The organism is Phenylobacterium sp. LjRoot225 (genome assembly GCF_964252855.1).
GTDB lineage: Bacteria > Pseudomonadota > Alphaproteobacteria > Caulobacterales > Caulobacteraceae > Phenylobacterium.
Genome location: NZ_CAXUPL020000002.1, coordinates 547,476 through 562,807, shown reverse-complemented (window position 1 = coordinate 562,807; position 15,332 = coordinate 547,476). Strand labels below are relative to the sequence as shown.

The following is a 15,332-nucleotide window of genomic DNA, read 5'->3' as shown; positions in this document are numbered from 1 at the left end:
GGGTCAGCTCCTCCGCGGTTCGGCCGCCGGTCTGAGCGCGCCCGGCAACCTGAGGGTCGCCCGCAGCCCGCCCAGCGGCGAACGGTCGAGCGTGATGTCGCCGCCATGCCCGCGCGCGACGTCGCGCGCGATGGCCAGGCCCAGGCCCACGCCCTTGGTGTTCTGGTTGCGCGACTCGTCGAGCCGGCCGAACGCCTTGAACGCCTCCTCGTAACGCTCGACCGGAATCCCCGGCCCGTCGTCATCGACGACGATCTCGATCCCGCCCTGGGGCCGGGTCTGCGCGGCCACCTCGACGTGTTCGCCGTGGACGGCGGCGTTCATCACCAGGTTGGAGAGGGCGCGCTTCAGCGCATTGGGCCGCACAGGCGCCTCCAGCTTCGGATCGGCCCTGACGCTGACCCGGGCGCCGGCGCGCACCGCACCCTCGCTGACCTGTTCGATCAGCTCCCGCAGCCTGACCGTCTCGATCGCCTCGCCGCCCTCGCCACGGGCGAAGGCGAGGTACTCGTCGATCATGTGCTCCATCTCGACCACGTCGCCCTTCATCGCCGCGTTGGACTTGCTGGGCTCGGCCAGGGCCAGCGCCAGTTTCAATCGTGTGAGCGGGGTGCGCAGGTCGTGGCTGACCGAGGCCAGCAGGGTGGTGCGCTGGTCGATGTGGCGCTGGATGCGCGCGCGCATGTCCAGGAAGGCGACCGCTGCGCGCCGCACCTCGCGCGCGCCATGCGGCTTGAAGGCTGGCGCGTCGCCGCCCCGCCCGAAGGCCTCGGCGGCGTTGGCCAGCCGCTCGATGGCGCGCACCTGGTTGCGGATGAAGAGCAGGGCCACGGCGGTGAGCAGCACCGTGGCCACCGTCATCCACAGCACGAAGATGTGGCCGTTGGTGGCGAAGGCCCGGTCGCGGGGCGCCAGCACCCGCATCACCCCGCCGTTCACTGCGACCCGGATGTCGACGTAGGCGGGGTAGCGGGTGGTGTCGAACCAGAAGGGCTGGTCCAGCCGGTCGCTGAGCGATTGCTGCATCGACCGATCGATCGGGGCGAACAGCGAATAGCGGCGGTTCACCGGCAGCTTCTTGCCCGGCTGCAGGGCGATGGAGAGCCCCATGGAATCTTCCGCGCGCCGGGAGACCTTGCCGAAGGCGGCGGGACTGGGGTCGTCCTGGTAGCTTTCGACGGCCCAGGCGATATCGCCCGCCAAGCCTTCCGACAGCCGGGAGGTCACCGTCTGCCAGTGGGCGTCGAAGAAGATGTAGGTCACGGCGATCTGCATGATCGCCACCGGCAGGACGATGATCAGCAGCGAGCGCCCGAAGAGGGTCTTCGGAACCTGCCGCCGAAACCAGATGCCGATCCGCCGGCCGAGGCGCTTCAGGTCCGCCATCAGTCGGGGGCCAGCCGGTAGCCGACCCCGCGGACCGTCTGGAGGTAGCGGGGCGCCTTGGGGTCATCCTCGATCTTGCGGCGCAGGCGCGTGACCTGGACGTCGACCGCGCGACCGGAGGGATCGCTGGCGCCCTTCGCCAGCAGCAACCGGTCGACCGGTTCGTGAGGCGTGCGCGCCAGTTCGCGCATCAGGGCGACCTCGGCCTCGGTCAGCCGCACCGGCTCGCCCTCGCAGCTCAGCTCGCCGCGGTCGGGATCGAAGAGGCAACGGCCGAGCGACAGCGGCCCCGTCGTGACGGGCCGGTCCTGGGAGCGACGGAGAATGGCCTCGATGCGGAGCAGAAGCTCCTCGGGCTCGAACGGCTTGGCCAGATAGTCGTCGACGCCCATCTTCAGCCCTTCGATGCGGTCGCCGGCCTCGCCGCGGGCGGTGAGCATCAGCACCGGGGTGCGGCCGCCGGCGCCGCGCTGGTCGCGCAGCCATCGGGTGAGCGACAGTCCGTCCTCGCCGGGCATCATCACGTCGAACACCGCCAGGTCGAAATCCAGCGCGCCCAGCAGCTTGCGCGCCGCCGCCCCGCCGTTCGCCGCCGAGACGCGGAAGCCCGCCCGCGCCAGATAGGCCTTCAGAAGCTCGCGGATGCGATCGTCGTCGTCCACCACCAGAAGATGGCGTGTGCGCTGGGCGGGATCGGCATAGAGGTTCAATTCGCTAACCCCATTTCGTTTGACGCGGGGCTTCCATGGGGGTTCAAGAGGGCCCTCTGAAAGGAGCATTTCCCCAAATGTCTACTGTTTCCTTCGACGATCGCGACGGTTGGATCTGGCTCGACGGTCAGTTCGTGCCCTGGCGCGAGGCGAAGGTGCATGTCCTCACCCACGGGCTGCACTACGCGTCGTCCGTGTTCGAAGGTGAGCGGATGTACGGGGGGGAGATCTTCGAGCTGACCGCCCATACCGAGCGCCTTTTCAAGTCGGCCGAAATCCTGGACTTCGAGATCCCCTACACGGTGGCGGAGATCGACCAGGCCTGCAAGGACGCCTGCGCCAAGAACGGCCTGACGGACGCCTACCTGCGGCCGATCGCTTGGCGCGGTTCGGAGATGATCGGCGTCTCGGCCCAGAACACCAAGATCCACGTGGCCATCGCCGTGTGGGACTGGCCGAGCTACTTCAAGCCGGAAGAGCGCGCCAAGGGCATCCGCCTGACCTGGGCCAAGTACAAGCGCCCGTCGCCGGAGAGCGAACCGGTCCACGCCAAAGCGGCCGGCCTCTATATGATCTGCACCGTCTCCAAGCACGCTGCGGAGAAGGACGGATTCACCGACGCCATGATGCTCGACTATCGCGGCTATGTCGCGGAATCGACGGGCTCGAACGTCTTCTTCGTCAAGGACGGTGTGATCCACACCCCGCTTCCGGACTGCTTCCTGAACGGCATCACCCGCCAGACGGTGATCAAGCTGGCGCGGTCGCAGGGGATCGAGGTCGTCGAGCGCCACATCAAGCCGGAAGAGCTCGCCGGCTTCACCGAATGCTTCGTGACCGGCACCGCCGCCGAGGTGACGCCGGTGGCCGAGATCGGCGAGTACAGCTTCACGCCCGCCAAGCTGTCGCTCGGCCTGATGGACGACTACGCCAAGCTGGTGCGGCGGGAGTTGGTGACGGCTTAAGCGCCGAACGCCCCCTCAGTCAGCTTCGCTGACAGCTCCCCCGCGAGCGGTGGAGCAGCTTCGGCCCAGATCCTCCACCGCAACGCGGGGGAGGTGGCCCGAAGGGCCGGAGGGGGCGCTTCTGCGCCTCAGCTCACAAGAACCAGCTGTACGGCCGCGGATAGGGTTCGTCGCGCGCCAGGTAGATGACGCCGATGATGGCGCGCATCGCGAACCAGACATGCACCAGGCCGATGATCAGGCAGCCCAGGAGGAAGAAGGGCAGGCCGACCAGGATCAGGCTGAGCGGCGCGCCCACCAGGATCAGCAGGCCGCCGATCACCGCCCAGGCGAGCCAGAGCCAGCAGGTGCGGATCAGGAAGGTGTAGTGGGTGCGCGCGCTCGGGCTGGCCTGGCTGCGGTTGACGTAGGCGAGGAACAGGCCCAGCAGCACCGTCAGCCCGTTGACGATCCCCAGCAGATAGAGGGCGTAGACCACCGCCGGCATGGTGCGGTCTTCGACTCTTCCGTCGCTCAGACGATCGGTCATGGCGTTCGTCTTTCCTTCACGCCCGCGCGGGCTTTCGCCGGCAAAGGTGGGGGCGATCGGTGTCGGTGGAAAGGCTTTTAGCCGCGTTCGAGGACGATCTCGGCGCCGGCCGCTACGGCGTCAGGCGCAAGCGCCAGCGGCTTTTCCACCCGGACGCGGGCGCGTGTCACCCTGGGATCGGCCATGCAGGCCCGCGCCAGCCGGTCGGCGAAGGTCTCGACGAGCCCGATATGGCCTTCCTCGGCGATCGCCCGGGCGGCCTTCAGGATGGTTTCGTAGTTGTAGGTGTCGGCGAGCCGACCGGCGCCGGCCGACGGCACGTCGAGCTCCACGTCCACCGACAGCGGCTGCAGCTTGCCGATCTCGTGGCGGTGGACGCCGATCTCGGCCTGCAGGCGCAGGCCGGTGACGAAGACCCGGGTCATCGCCGTACGGATCTCGTCGTCGGTGGTCATCGGGGGGAGCGGCGCCTTGGCCACGACGGGCCGGCTCATGGCCAGCCCAGGTGCTGGCCGGAGTCGACGGCGATCATCTGGCCGGTGACGGAGGGCGCATCGATCAGATAGCGCAGCGCCGCGGCGATCTCGCCGGGAGCGACCGGGCGACGCATTGGCGTGGCGGCCGCCTCGTCGGCGAAGTCCTGGGCGTCCTGGTGGATCGACTGCAGGGTCGGGCCGGGCCCGATGCCGTTCACCCGCACCCGCGGCGCCAGCGCTTGGGCCATCATCCGCGTCGCATCCCACAGCGCGGCCTTGCTCAGGGAATAGGAGAAGAACTCGGGTGTCGGACGCCAGACCCGTTGGTCGAGAATGTTGACGATCAGCCCCTCGCGGTCCGCCGGCAGCCGCCGCGCGAAGGCCTGGCTGAGCACCAGCGGCGCGCGCAGGTTGGTCTCCATATGGAGGTCCCAGGAGGCGCGGTTCAGGGTCTCGAAGGCGTCTTCCTCGAAGACGCTGGCGCAGTTGACCAGAAGGGTGATGGGCCCAAGCTCGGTCTCGGCCTCGCCCACCAGGGCGACCAGGGCCGACTCCTTGCGCAGATCGCAGGACAGGATCGTCGCCTTGCGTCCGGCGGAGCGCACTTCGCCGGCGGCCGCATCCGCATCGTCGTCCGGATTGCGCACGTGAATGGCGACGTCGAACCCGGCCGCCGCGCACGCCTGGGCCAGGGCCCGGCCGATGCGGCGCGCCCCTCCGGTGACAAGTGCGGCGCCGCGGTTCGGCATCCCAGGCGCTCGATCGCTCCGGCTGTTAGTCGAACCGGCCGAACTCGTAGCGGTTCAGCGCGGCGAACACGGCGAGGAAGATGACGATGGCGGCGATGCCGGACATGGGCGGCTCCTTGGAAACAGCCTCCGGGCTTTAGCGAGGCCTGGGCTCAGCCGCAAGCCGAGGTTCTGCCCTAGTGTCCCGTGTCTGACGTTCGTATTGCTTGGGGGTGGCCTCGAACGAACGTCAGACACGATAAGGACACTAGCAAGCCGATGTTTCTAGTGAGGTTTATGAATTTGACGTTCGCTGCCGAGCCTGCCCCGACCCGTGAGCGAACGTCAAATTCACCTCACTAGTCGTCCCGCCGCTGGCCCTGGGCCCAGCTCAGCACCGCCATGCCGGCGGCGCTCGACAGGATGGAGCCCATCAGCACCCCCATCCGGACCTCCGCCGCCATGAGCGCGTCGGGGAAGGCCAGGGCGCCGATGAACAGGCTCATGGTGAAGCCCACGCCGCACAGCAGGGAGACGCCGTAGAGCTCGACCCAAGAGGCGCCGGTCGGCCGCCTCGCCAGCTTCAGCCCGATCACCGCGGCGGTGGCGCCGAACACGCCGACCTGTTTGCCGACGAAGAGGCCGAAGGCGACCCCCAGCGCGACCGGGCTCAGCAGACTGCGAAGGTCCATGCCCGCAAACGAGAAGCCCGAGGCGCAGAAGGCGAACAACGGCAGGATCATGAAGGCCACGTAGGGGTGGAGGCTCTCCATGAAGTCCTCAAGCACGCCGGGCCGGTGCGGCTTGCGCGGCTCGATCGGCACGGTCATGGCCGCGGCCACGCCAGCCACCGAGGTCGAGATTCCGGACTTCAGCGTAAAGGCCCAGACCAGCACCAGGCCCAGCGCATAGAAGAGGTAGGGAACCCCGCGCCAGCGGCCGAGCAGGGCCATCAGGACCAGGGTGACGACCGCGCCGCCGAGCGCGATCCACTGGACGCCGTGGGTGAACACCAGGCCGATGACCGCGACCGCGCCCAGGTCGTCGACGATGGCCAGCGTCAGCAGGAAGACGCGCAGCGTTGGCGGAAGTTTCGGCGCGGCGATCGCCAGGGCGGCGATGGCGAAGGCGATGTCGGTAGCCATGGGCGTGGGCCAGCCCTGGGGGGCGCCGCCGGCGCCGGCGTTGATCGCCAGATAGACCAGGGCCGGAACGATCATCCCGCCCAGGGCGGCGACGAGCGGCAGCACCAGCCGGCGAGGGTTGGCGAGCTCGCCGCGCAGGATCTCGTATTTGATCTCCAGGCCGACGACGAAGAAGAACACCGCCATCAGCCCTTCCTTGACCCAGTCGAGAGTCGAATGGGTCTCGCGGAAGGCGCCCACCTGGATGGTGAAGGGCGTCTCGATGAAGCCGAAGTAGAGGTGCGCCCAGGGCGAATTGGCCATGATGATGGCCGCCGCCGCCGCCAGGGCCAGGATGACGCCCGAGGCGCTCTCGGTCTTCAGGAAGTCGAGGGTGATGCGTCGCGCCATGCCGTCCGGTTAGCATGCAAGCCGAAGCGGATCGACATGAGGCCGGGAATCCCGTTGTGGGCGACGCGCTTTACGCCCATCTGGCGTCAATGCCCGTCTCGTCCGCCTATCATCCAGACCCTCAGGTTCCGAAGCTCGGCCCGGAGTTCGCCGACCCGGTGGAGCCGGCCGATTTTCCCGAGACCATTCTGCGGTTCCGCAACGACCGGGCCGCCGCGACCGTCGGGCTCGACACCCTGACCGACGCCGAGTGGATCTCTCACTTCGGCCGGTTCCGGCCCTTGCCCGACAACATCAGCCCGCCGCTCGCCCTGCGCTATCACGGCCACCAGTTCCGCGCCTACAATCCCGAGCTGGGCGACGGGCGGGGCTTCCTCTTCGCCCAGCTGCGGGAAGCTCCCCTGTCTGAAGGAAGACTTGGCCGCCTGCTCGACCTCGGCACCAAGGGCTCGGGACAGACGCCCTGGTCGCGGACGGCGGACGGGCGGCTGACGCTGAAGGGCGGGGTGCGCGAGGTGCTGGCGACCGCCATGCTCGAGGCTCTCGGCGTGCCGACGTCCCGCTCGTTCTCGCTGATCGAGACCGGCGAGGCGCTGGTGCGCGGCGACGAGCCCAGCCCGACACGGTCCTCGGTGCTGACCCGGCTGTCGCACAGCCACATCCGTTTCGGCAGCTTCCAGCGCCACGCCTTCTACGGGAAGCCCGATCAGATCAGCGCCCTCGTCGACCATGTGATCGACAACTATTATCCGGACCTCGCCGGCGCGAACGACCGGCCGAGCGCCCTGCTGACCGTCGTGACGGCGCGAACGGCGCGGCTGACCGCGCGCTGGATGGCCGCGGGGTTCGTCCATGGCGTGCTCAATACCGACAACATGAGCCTGACCGGCGAGAGTTTCGACTACGGCCCCTACCGCTTCCTGCCGCGCTCGGATCCCGCCTTCACCGCCGCCTATTTCGACCGGACCGGGCTCTACGCCTTCGGCCGCCAGCCCGAGGCGGCGTTCTGGAACCTGCAGCAGCTGGCGGGCAGCCTCAGCCTGACGACCGAGAGCGAACCGCTGGTCGCGGCGCTGAACGGCTTCGGTCCGGCCTATCAGCGCGAACTCGTGGCCGTGATGCTCGAGCGGCTGGGCCTGCAGCCCCGGGGCGAAGAGGCCGACTTCGCCCTGGTTCAGGCGGCCTTCGGCGCCCTGTCCGATGGCGGCGAGGCGTTGCGATGGGAGCCCTTCTTCTTCGACTGGTTCGCCGGGGACGAGACCCGCGCCCTGGCCGGACCTAGGGCGGAGCTCTACGCCGATGAGGCCTTCGTCGCGTTCCGCGCCCTGCTGGCCGGCTACGCCCCGGACCGGCCGGAGCGGCTGCAAGACCCATACTTTGCGCGGCCCGAGCCCGAGGAGCTGCTCTACGACGAGATCGAAGCCATCTGGGCGTCGATTGCGGAGCGCGACGACTGGTCCGCCTTCCAGGCCAAGCTGGCCGCGATCGAACGCGCGCGCCTCGCCTGGGGGCTGACGCCGCAGGGGGTGGGTTGAGGCCCGCCGGCTGCGCTCCAGCGGAACGGCGCTCGCGGGCCCACGTTTGAGTCTCTGCGGTCGGATGCCGAGCGTTGAGAGAGACCCGCCCATGAAGGGCATGGTGTGGTGGCTGATCGGCATCCCGATCCCCGTGATCGTCTTCCTCTACCTGTTCGGGATCATGGGATGACGCTCAGGTCTTCGCCCTGGACGCCCCCTGCGCCAGGATTACGCCGGCGAGCGCCACGGCGGCGCCGATCGCCTGCAGCGGCCCGAGAGCCTCGCGGAACAGCAGCCAGCCCAGGAGCGCGGCGACCACCGGCTGCACCAGGACGACCACCGAGGCGGTCGCCGTCGGCAGCCGGCCCATGGCCCAGGCGATCGAGCCCTGGCCGAGCACGTGGGTCACGCCCAGGCCGATACAGGCCGCCCAGCCCCAGGCGTCGCGCGGCAGGATGGATTCCCCCAGCGCCAGAGCTGCGGCGAGCACCAGCGGCGCGCCCGCCGCGCTCGACCAGAACATCAGGACGCTGGCGGTCTCGCGCTTCCGCCCGGCGCTGATCGCCAGCATGTAGAGCGCGTACCAGAACGCGGTCGCCGCCGAGAGCGCGTCGCCGAGCGGCGGATTGATCCCCGGCGCCCCGGCGCGCTGGCTGGCCATCAGGGTGGCCCCGGATATCGCCACGGCCAGCGCCACCAGGAAGAGCGGACGCGGTCGTTCCTTGAGGAACATCCAGGCGAAGGCGGTGACCACCACCGGGGTCAGGTTCGGCAGCACGGTGGCGTTGGCGACCGAGGTGTATTTGATGCCGTAGTGCCAGAAGCCGAGGTCGAGGGCGAACATCACGCCGGCGATCAGTCCCAGCCGCGAAGGCCGCCCGATCTGTCCGCCGACGCGCTGGGCGACGATCCCCATCAGCGGCAGGGCGAAGGCTAGCCGCCAGAAGCCGGCGGCCGAAGGGCCGGTCTGCGTCAGCCGCACCAGGATCGGCGAGAAGCCGATGACGCTGGCGCCGAACACCAGCACGGCCACGGCCCGCCAGCGGCCAGCCTGATGTGACTTCGCCAGCGTCTCAGTCAAAGCCCATCTCCCGGCGCAGCGCCGCGGGCGTGACGCCGCTCGCGCGCAGTTCGCGCAGGGTCTCGGCCCGGTCGCGCTTGGCGTAGCGCCTGCCGTCGGGAGCGGTCAGCAGGCGGTGGTGGCGATAGACCGGCGCCGGCAGGCCGAGCAGGGCTTGCAACAGCCGCTGGACATGGGTCGCCTCGAACAGGTCCTGGCCGCGGATGACGTGGGTCACCCCCTGCAGGGCGTCGTCGAACACCACGGCGAGGTGGTAGGCCACGCCCACGTCCTTGCGCGCCAGCACGACGTCGCCGCCAATCTCGGGCCGCACGCGGATCTCGCCGTGCTCGCCGTTCGGCCCCTCGCCCTCCTCGAGGAAGCGAAGGGTCGCGAAGCCGCCCAGCGCCGCCTCGGCCGCCTCCAGCGACAGCCGCCAGGCGAAAGGCTCGCCGGCGGCGAGGCGGCGCGCCTCCTCTCGCGGCGGCAAGGGCGCGCCGCGGAACACCTCCATCGCCCCGTGTGGCGCGCGGCCGATCTCCTCGGCGATTTCCTTGCGGGTGCGGAAGCAGCGGTAGATCAGCCCGCGCGCGCCCAGCTGGTCCAGCGCGCCTGCGTAGTCGGCCAGGTGCTCGGACTGCCGGCGCGCCGGAGTTTCCCAGTCGAGGCCCAGCCAGGCCAGGTCCTCGTAGATCGCCGCCTCGAACTCGGGCCGGCAGCGGGTGGCGTCGATGTCCTCGATGCGCAGCAGGAGACGCCCGCCGGGGTCTCGTCGGGCGGCGGTCTGGGCGGTCAGCGCCGAATAGGCGTGCCCCCGGTGCAGGTAGCCGGTGGGGGAGGGGGCGAAGCGGGTGACGAGGCCGGTCACGCCTGGCGTGTAACAGGCGGGCGGCGGTGTCCGCGAGCGCTTAGTCCTGCCTGCAGATCAGCGCCGAAGATCAACGGCCGTGGCCGTGCAGCCCCATGTGGCTGAGCACGGCCTTGAGAAACGGCTCCTCGCCGCCCAGCGATTCTTTCAGCCGGTCGAATTGCTTGAAGCCCGCCATTTCGGCGAGGCCGTGAGCTCCGCACCAGGCCGCGGCGATCCCCAACTCGATGTCGTTGGTCGTGGCGTCCGTCTGCTCGCGCGCCAGGGCTTCGCGCACCCAGGCGTAAGGCGCGTTGTTGTCGGCGAGCCCGACGAAGGGGAGGGACTCGGCGTCGCGGGCGGCGTCGTACATGACCCGGTAGAGGGCCGGGCGCGTGCGGGCGAACGAAACATAGGCGATCAGGGGGGCGAGCGGATCGCTGCGGTTCGCCGCGGTGGCTTCGAATATGACGGTGCTGAGCATCGCCCAGCCTTCGCTGGCGACGGCGCCCATCAGCTCGCCCTTGTCCTTGAAGTGGTGATAGGGCGCGGCAGGGCTGACGCCGGCCTCGCGCGCCACCGCGCGCAACGACATCGCCGCGGAACCCTCGTTTTCCACCAGGCGCCGTGCGGCGTCCACCAGCGTACGGCGCAGATCGCCGTGGTGATAGGGGCGGGCCTCGGGTGCGTTGGGTTCTGACATGGCCGGCCACCCTAGTTTTCCATCTGAGCGTCGTAAAGATCATCTTGACGACGCTCCGCGGCTCCCCATCTAAGCACTGTTCAAATTTAGGCCCCGCTTCCCCGGAGCCCAGATCAAAGGTTCGTCGTCATGTCTCTCGCCGCTGTCTCTAACTTCGAACGTCTGATGGATCGACTGGGTCCGGCGGTGATCCTGTCCCTAGGCCTCGCCGCCTTCGTCGCCATGGCGCTGCTGGGCGCGTGACGCCCCAGGGCCGCCGCGAAAAAAGTATCTAAACGGCGTCAAGATATCTTGACGATGCTCAGATGGGGCCCTATCTAAGCATTGTTCAAATAGAACCGGCCCGGCCTCGCCGGGCGCCAGACGGAAAGGATCGCCACCATGTCTAAAGTCGCAGTCGCCAATTTCGAGCGCGCCATGGACTACGTGGCGCCGGCCGTTCTCCTCGCCCTCGGCCTGATGGCGGCGATCGGCACGGCGTTGATCGGGTCCTGAGCCGAAAGGCGATCTGATCAGCGTAAAGATATCTTGACGCTGATCAGATAGGTGCTATCTTAGCGTTGTTCAAATAACCATAACCCCGGCTTCCGGGGGTTTCCAACTCAAGGTGTGTGTCCCCATGCTTCTCGCAGCTGTCGCCAACTTCGAACGTTTCGTCGATCGCTTCGCCCCGGCCGCTCTCCTGGCTCTGGGCCTGGCTTCCGCCGGCGCCATCGCCTTCGTCGGCGCCTGATCGTTCGGCCGGAGGCTCCCCCCGCCGGCCATGACGTTCTCCCCGGGGCCCCTTTAGGGGCCCCTTTCATTTGCAGAAACGGGCCCCGAGATGGGCTCGTTTCTTTTTGTCGGCGGTCCCGCCTGGGCGGCGAGCGCAAGTCATGGAGCTGTTGTCGAATCTTTCCTATAGTGCTGCGAATAGGGTGGCTGTAGCCGCCCGCGCGTCGCGGAAGGGGCTTTGTCTTCAGTCCACTAGCGTACGATATAGCCGCCGGCGTATCCGGTGAAGGTTCGAGCCAGCTGGCGGCGCGCGGCGCGCTGCGGATGGGCCTGTGATGCAGGTTCTCAGCAAGCCGCCGTCCGGCTGCCCCGCCCTGGTGTTGAACGCCGACTACCGTCCGCTCAGCTACTACCCCCTGTCGCTCTGGCCGTGGCAGGACGTGATCAAGGCGGTTTTCCTCGACCGCGTCGATGTGATCTCCACCTACGATCAGGTGGTCCACTCCCCCTCCTTCGAAATGAAGCTGCCGAGCGTGGTGTCGCTGAAGCACTACGTGGCCCAGGACCGGCCGCCGGCCTTCACCCGCTTCAACCTCTTCCTGCGCGACGCCTTCTCCTGCCAGTACTGCTCGACGGGAGAGGACCTGACGTTCGACCATGTCATCCCGCGCTCGCGCGGCGGCCGCACGACCTGGGAAAACATCGTCACCGCCTGCGCCCGCTGCAATCTGACCAAGGGCGGCCGCATGCCGCACGACGCGGGCATGCATCCGCGCAATCGGCCGCGCCGGCCGACCGCCTTCGAACTGCAGGATCGCGGCCGCCGCTTCCCGCCGCACCACCTTCACGAAAGCTGGCTCGACTATCTCTACTGGGACATCGAGCTGGAGGCTTAGGCGTCCCCGCACGCCTCCCCAGGAACTCGGCATCGCCGCTGGCGCTCTGCGCCAGGGCGACGCTGACGTGCTTGGGTGTGAGGAACAGCTACCTCGACGCTGGCGCTACCGGCACCATCGCATTAACCGCGCTACTGTAAACCATCTGTTGGACGGGCGTAGCGGACGTGAGCGGTGTTGCGGGCGCTGCTGCGCTTTGGGCGCTACAAGCTAGCGCCGTCCGACGTTGCAGGGCGAGACTTTCGCCTTTGGCTTGCGCGAGTTCGCCTGAGACATCCGCACCGAATACAGACCCAAGCGGCAGGAGGAAGAGGAACACAGAGGCGGCGTCAGCGGTCGCCGCGTTATTCTGGCGCCGCGAGAGCGCGAACACCTTCGCTTGCGCGGTGTGCAGTTCCGCGCGCGCTTCCTGGCAGCCGAGGTTGCTATATTCGTTTGCTGAGATCGAGGTCGGCGCGACGGAGTTCGCGCGCGTGGCGCACGCGCTGACGGAAAGAGCCGCAAGCACAGTAACAGTAATAGTGTTAAGTTTCATTTGCAGCCCTATTTTTAATACTAAAATACCGTAGTCTGGCTGCGGTCGCGGTGATGTGTCATTTGAGAACCTGTAGTCAAGCTGTGGCGTGGTGACGCGGAGGGGCCTCTATGTTGGGGACGGCGACAGCCTATGTATCGGCGTCGGCCCATTGCGTGACCATGGGGCGAGGCGACCTGCCGCCGCGTCGCCGTCGCCGTCGGCGATCGTCAGAGCCAGGAGCCGTCCGTTGGCCTTGTTCGCGGCCAGCAACGCCCTGCCGAGCGACGTCATCGAATGATGGCGGCCCTCGGCGCGATAGCGTTCGCAAGCGGCCAGCGCTTCGGCGCGCCCCTCGAGCGCGTCCTGCGGCAGCGTCCAGCCGCGCCCGTTCAGCGCCGCCGCCAGCGCGCCGAACAGGGCGCCGGGTAGGGGCGGGGCGTTCAGCGCCTCTTCGCTGGGCGCGAATCGGCCCGAGAGCGTCAAACCGAGCATGTAGCTGGTCGTCGGGCCCAGGCTGACGCGGCCCGTGGGCCCGAGTTGGATCAGCGGCAGATAGGGCGCTAAAGCCGGCAACAGGTGGTTCGGGAAGATCCGGTCCCCCCAGTAGCGCTCAGCGATCCGGCCATAGTGCCTGTGATCGGCGATCGGCGAGAAGCCGGCCTGGGCGAAGGGCCGGATCTCCACCTTCGGCTTGGTCGGGACGACCGTGTCGTTGGCGACGTCGACATAGAGGGCGCCGATCAGCAGGGCGTTCTGGAAATACTCGCCGCGCAGATCGCCCCAGGCCCGGTGGATCGTCCCGCCGGCGCGCGCGAAGACGGTGAGGGCCCTGTGGCCGCGTGCGGCCTGCGGAGACAGGCCGGCGGCGTCGACCGCTCCCAGTCGCCGCTGAACCGCGGTGGTGATCCGCATGCATTGGCCGAGCGGGTAGGGCTTGCCGGCGACGGATGGCTGCTGGACCTGCAGGCTGGCGTCGACCTCGGCGCGCAGAGCCTGGAACAGGGCCTCCAGCCCGGCCAGGGCCGGGGCCAGGAAGCGCTCGGTCAAGGCGGTCTGGCGGGCGACGTCGCGGATCCGGGGCGCCTCCGCCAGCAGCGCCTCGATCTGGCCGGGCCCGTCAGAGTCATCGACAAGCGGATCGGTCAGAAGACGGCTGATCTCCGCTCCGGCGACGGGCGTAGGCATGGGCGCTGAACCTGTGGGACGCTGGTCAGTGGAACGCGCAGCGCTCGCCCAGGTTGCAACTGGCTGACGTGCCGCGCGAAGCGCGATCCGCCGACCGCCGCCTCAGCGCGGGCTGATGGCCGTGGAGGTCACCCAGCCACGGTTGCCGTTCTCGTCGTCGGCTTCCCACCAGATGCCGTTCTTCTGGCCGGTCGGATAGACGAGGTCGCCCACCTCGAAGGTCCGCACCGCCGCGGCCTGGGGCGAGGCGCTCCTGCGCAGGGCCACGGACCTGGTCGCCGTATAGGCCTGCATGCCCGCGGCCTGTTTGACCTGTTCGCCGGTCGGCGCGTCGCGTTGCAGGTAGTGCACCAGGTCGGTGAAGGCGTTGAAGTAGGCCGCGGTGATGACCTTGCCGATTTCGGTGTTGGAATAGCCGCCGCCGGCCGCCGCCGCGAAACCGCTCCAGCCGCCGCCGCCGCCGCCCAGCTGGAAGCCGATGTCGGTCTTCTGGGACACGCCCTCGGCCACATAGAGCTGCTCGGTGGTGCGTGCGTCGACCAGGGTAATCAGCGCCTGGGCTTCGGACTTCTTGGTGCGGATGCCGCCGGCGAGCGCGCCGAAGCCGCCCAGTCGGTTGCCGAAGGCCCCGGCGATGGCGCCGATGTTGTTGCCGCCGGAGTTGGAGTTCGAATTGGCGATGTCCGGGATGATGAAGAAGTCGGCCGCCGCGACCTGGCCGCGCCCGATGTTCGAGCCGCGCCGCAGGTCGCCCGAGGCGCCCAGATCCTTCTCCAGGTTGCGCATGGCCAGCCCGCCGTTGCGGTCGACGATCCGCAGGCAGTTGGAGCGGGCGGCGAACAGCTTCAGCAGCGACTCCGGATTGGAGAGGCCGAGCTCGGTCCACCAGCGGTTCTCCGGCTCCTGGATCGCGGCCCGTCCGAGCGGGCGGTCACAGTGCGGCAGTTCCGGCGTGGCGGCGTTCTTCGGCCCCTTCTTGTCCATGCCGTACTGGGCGGCCGCCGGGGTGGCGGCGATCGCCGCGGCGAGCAGGCCGGCGGCGACGGAAATGGTGGATCTGCGCATCTGAACGGCCCTTCGGGAATTTGCGGACACGCTAACGGTGTGGCGCTCAGCGATCAACGGCGCCGCATTCTTGTCCACTGCGGAGTTGGCGTCGCCAACCTAAGGCATGGGTCCGTTCGGCCGCGCTCTCAGCGGAAGATGAAGATCGCGCCGGCGGGGCCCTGCGGGGCTTCGGCCAGGCCGCGGATCTCCAGCCTGGCCTGGCGGGCGCCGCAGCCGCAGCGCAGGCGCTCCTCCAGGGCGGTCAACGGATGGCGCGATAGACCCTGGCCGAGCCAGGGCGCGGGATCGAGCACCGCCTTCTCGCCGCAGCCGCACAGCGCCCAGAGCGTCGCGCGTCCCGCCTGCGCGTGGCCGAGCCGCGCCGGCGCATCCGGCCGGCCGGTCGTCCGCCAAGAAGTTCCGTCCGCCATGCTGCGCCTCCGAGACGTGAACAAAAGCAGAACTCCTGTGCCAGTGCGAGTCCGCGGAAGCTGTATTTCGCCGTGGCGTCGCAACC

General features: G+C 68.8%; 15 protein-coding genes. 3 read left to right on the top strand and 12 right to left on the bottom strand.

Annotated features, from left to right (window positions below; all coding sequences use genetic code 11):
• Positions 1–3: 3 nt before the first annotated feature.
• The gene (locus tag ACSQ2B_RS12880; protein ID WP_436050349.1) at positions 4–1,386 is read right to left on the bottom strand and encodes an ATP-binding protein; all 1,383 of its coding nucleotides are present in this window, start codon (positions 1,384–1,386) and stop codon (positions 4–6) included.
• On the bottom strand, positions 1,386–2,096 hold the full coding sequence (locus ACSQ2B_RS12875) for a response regulator (protein WP_436050348.1): 711 nt from the start codon (positions 2,094–2,096) through the stop codon (positions 1,386–1,388). The genes ACSQ2B_RS12880 and ACSQ2B_RS12875 overlap by 1 nt, the downstream gene beginning before the upstream one ends.
• A gap of 77 nt (positions 2,097–2,173) precedes the next feature.
• Between ACSQ2B_RS12875 and ACSQ2B_RS12870 the strand changes: the two genes are divergently transcribed.
• Positions 2,174–3,061: a branched-chain amino acid aminotransferase gene (locus tag ACSQ2B_RS12870; protein WP_436050347.1), complete on the top strand. Its 888-nt coding sequence runs from the start codon at positions 2,174–2,176 to the stop codon at positions 3,059–3,061.
• Positions 3,062–3,194: 133 nt separating this feature from the next.
• Here the strand turns inward: ACSQ2B_RS12870 and ACSQ2B_RS12865 are convergent, their stop codons facing one another.
• The 4 genes from ACSQ2B_RS12865 to nhaA form a co-directional block, all read right to left on the bottom strand.
• Positions 3,195–3,590, bottom strand: a complete 396-nt coding sequence (locus ACSQ2B_RS12865; protein ID WP_436050346.1) for a DUF4870 family protein — start codon at positions 3,588–3,590, stop codon at positions 3,195–3,197.
• 77 nt (positions 3,591–3,667) lie between these two features.
• Positions 3,668–4,015: a dihydroneopterin aldolase gene (gene folB / locus ACSQ2B_RS12860; protein WP_436051023.1), complete on the bottom strand. Its 348-nt coding sequence runs from the start codon at positions 4,013–4,015 to the stop codon at positions 3,668–3,670.
• Positions 4,016–4,080: 65 nt separating this feature from the next.
• Positions 4,081–4,815, bottom strand: coding sequence for an SDR family oxidoreductase (locus ACSQ2B_RS12855; RefSeq protein WP_436050344.1), 735 nt, complete (start codon positions 4,813–4,815; stop codon positions 4,081–4,083).
• Positions 4,816–5,153: 338 nt separating this feature from the next.
• Positions 5,154–6,329 carry a Na+/H+ antiporter NhaA gene (gene nhaA / locus ACSQ2B_RS12850; RefSeq protein ID WP_436050343.1) on the bottom strand — a complete coding sequence of 392 codons (1,176 nt, stop codon included), beginning with the start codon at positions 6,327–6,329 and terminating at the stop codon, positions 5,154–5,156.
• Positions 6,330–6,418: 89 nt separating this feature from the next.
• Between nhaA and ACSQ2B_RS12845 the strand changes: the two genes are divergently transcribed.
• Entirely contained in the window at positions 6,419–7,864 is a 1,446-nt protein-coding gene (locus ACSQ2B_RS12845) for a protein adenylyltransferase SelO (protein WP_436051021.1), read from the top strand.
• 175 nt (positions 7,865–8,039) lie between these two features.
• On the opposite strand, the gene ACSQ2B_RS12840 is transcribed toward ACSQ2B_RS12845, so the two are convergent.
• The 3 genes from ACSQ2B_RS12840 to ACSQ2B_RS12830 form a co-directional block, all read right to left on the bottom strand.
• A complete protein-coding gene (locus ACSQ2B_RS12840; RefSeq protein ID WP_436050341.1) occupies positions 8,040–8,927 on the bottom strand; it encodes a DMT family transporter in 888 nt (295 codons plus the stop codon).
• Positions 8,920–9,774, bottom strand: coding sequence for a tRNA glutamyl-Q(34) synthetase GluQRS (gene gluQRS, locus ACSQ2B_RS12835; protein ID WP_436050339.1), 855 nt, complete (start codon positions 9,772–9,774; stop codon positions 8,920–8,922). The genes ACSQ2B_RS12840 and gluQRS overlap by 8 nt, the downstream gene beginning before the upstream one ends.
• 70 nt (positions 9,775–9,844) lie before the next feature.
• Positions 9,845–10,456, bottom strand: coding sequence for a TetR/AcrR family transcriptional regulator (locus ACSQ2B_RS12830; RefSeq protein WP_436050337.1), 612 nt, complete (start codon positions 10,454–10,456; stop codon positions 9,845–9,847).
• A 1,046-nt stretch (positions 10,457–11,502) separates the two neighbouring features.
• On the opposite strand from ACSQ2B_RS12830, the gene ACSQ2B_RS12825 reads away from it, so the two are divergent.
• Positions 11,503–12,066 carry an HNH endonuclease gene (locus ACSQ2B_RS12825; RefSeq protein ID WP_436050335.1) on the top strand — a complete coding sequence of 188 codons (564 nt, stop codon included), beginning with the start codon at positions 11,503–11,505 and terminating at the stop codon, positions 12,064–12,066.
• Positions 12,067–12,709: 643 nt separating this feature from the next.
• On the opposite strand, the gene ACSQ2B_RS12820 is transcribed toward ACSQ2B_RS12825, so the two are convergent.
• From ACSQ2B_RS12820 to ACSQ2B_RS12810, 3 genes are all read right to left on the bottom strand, one after another.
• Positions 12,710–13,768: a hypothetical protein gene (locus ACSQ2B_RS12820; protein ID WP_436050334.1), complete on the bottom strand. Its 1,059-nt coding sequence runs from the start codon at positions 13,766–13,768 to the stop codon at positions 12,710–12,712.
• Positions 13,769–13,870: 102 nt separating this feature from the next.
• On the bottom strand, positions 13,871–14,833 hold the full coding sequence (locus ACSQ2B_RS12815) for an SH3 domain-containing protein (RefSeq protein ID WP_436050332.1): 963 nt from the start codon (positions 14,831–14,833) through the stop codon (positions 13,871–13,873).
• A gap of 128 nt (positions 14,834–14,961) precedes the next feature.
• Positions 14,962–15,246 (bottom strand): hypothetical protein, encoded by a 285-nt coding sequence (locus tag ACSQ2B_RS12810; RefSeq protein ID WP_436050330.1) that lies wholly within the window; start codon positions 15,244–15,246, stop codon positions 14,962–14,964.
• Positions 15,247–15,332: the final 86 nt, after the last annotated feature.

Coding starts and splice junctions, on each gene's coding strand:
- ACSQ2B_RS12870 (WP_436050347.1), top strand. CDS start 2,174: ATGTCTACTGTTTCCTTCGACGATCGCGACGGTTGGATCTGGCTCGAC.
- ACSQ2B_RS12830 (WP_436050337.1), bottom strand. CDS start 10,456: ATGTCAGAACCCAACGCACCCGAGGCCCGCCCCTATCACCACGGCGAT.
- ACSQ2B_RS12810 (WP_436050330.1), bottom strand. CDS start 15,246: ATGGCGGACGGAACTTCTTGGCGGACGACCGGCCGGCCGGATGCGCCG.
- ACSQ2B_RS12820 (WP_436050334.1), bottom strand. CDS start 13,768: ATGCCTACGCCCGTCGCCGGAGCGGAGATCAGCCGTCTTCTGACCGAT.
- ACSQ2B_RS12865 (WP_436050346.1), bottom strand. CDS start 3,590: ATGACCGATCGTCTGAGCGACGGAAGAGTCGAAGACCGCACCATGCCG.
- ACSQ2B_RS12845 (WP_436051021.1), top strand. CDS start 6,419: ATGCCCGTCTCGTCCGCCTATCATCCAGACCCTCAGGTTCCGAAGCTC.
- nhaA (WP_436050343.1), bottom strand. CDS start 6,329: ATGGCGCGACGCATCACCCTCGACTTCCTGAAGACCGAGAGCGCCTCG.
- ACSQ2B_RS12855 (WP_436050344.1), bottom strand. CDS start 4,815: ATGCCGAACCGCGGCGCCGCACTTGTCACCGGAGGGGCGCGCCGCATC.
- ACSQ2B_RS12815 (WP_436050332.1), bottom strand. CDS start 14,833: ATGCGCAGATCCACCATTTCCGTCGCCGCCGGCCTGCTCGCCGCGGCG.
- folB (WP_436051023.1), bottom strand. CDS start 4,015: ATGACCCGGGTCTTCGTCACCGGCCTGCGCCTGCAGGCCGAGATCGGC.
- ACSQ2B_RS12880 (WP_436050349.1), bottom strand. CDS start 1,386: ATGGCGGACCTGAAGCGCCTCGGCCGGCGGATCGGCATCTGGTTTCGG.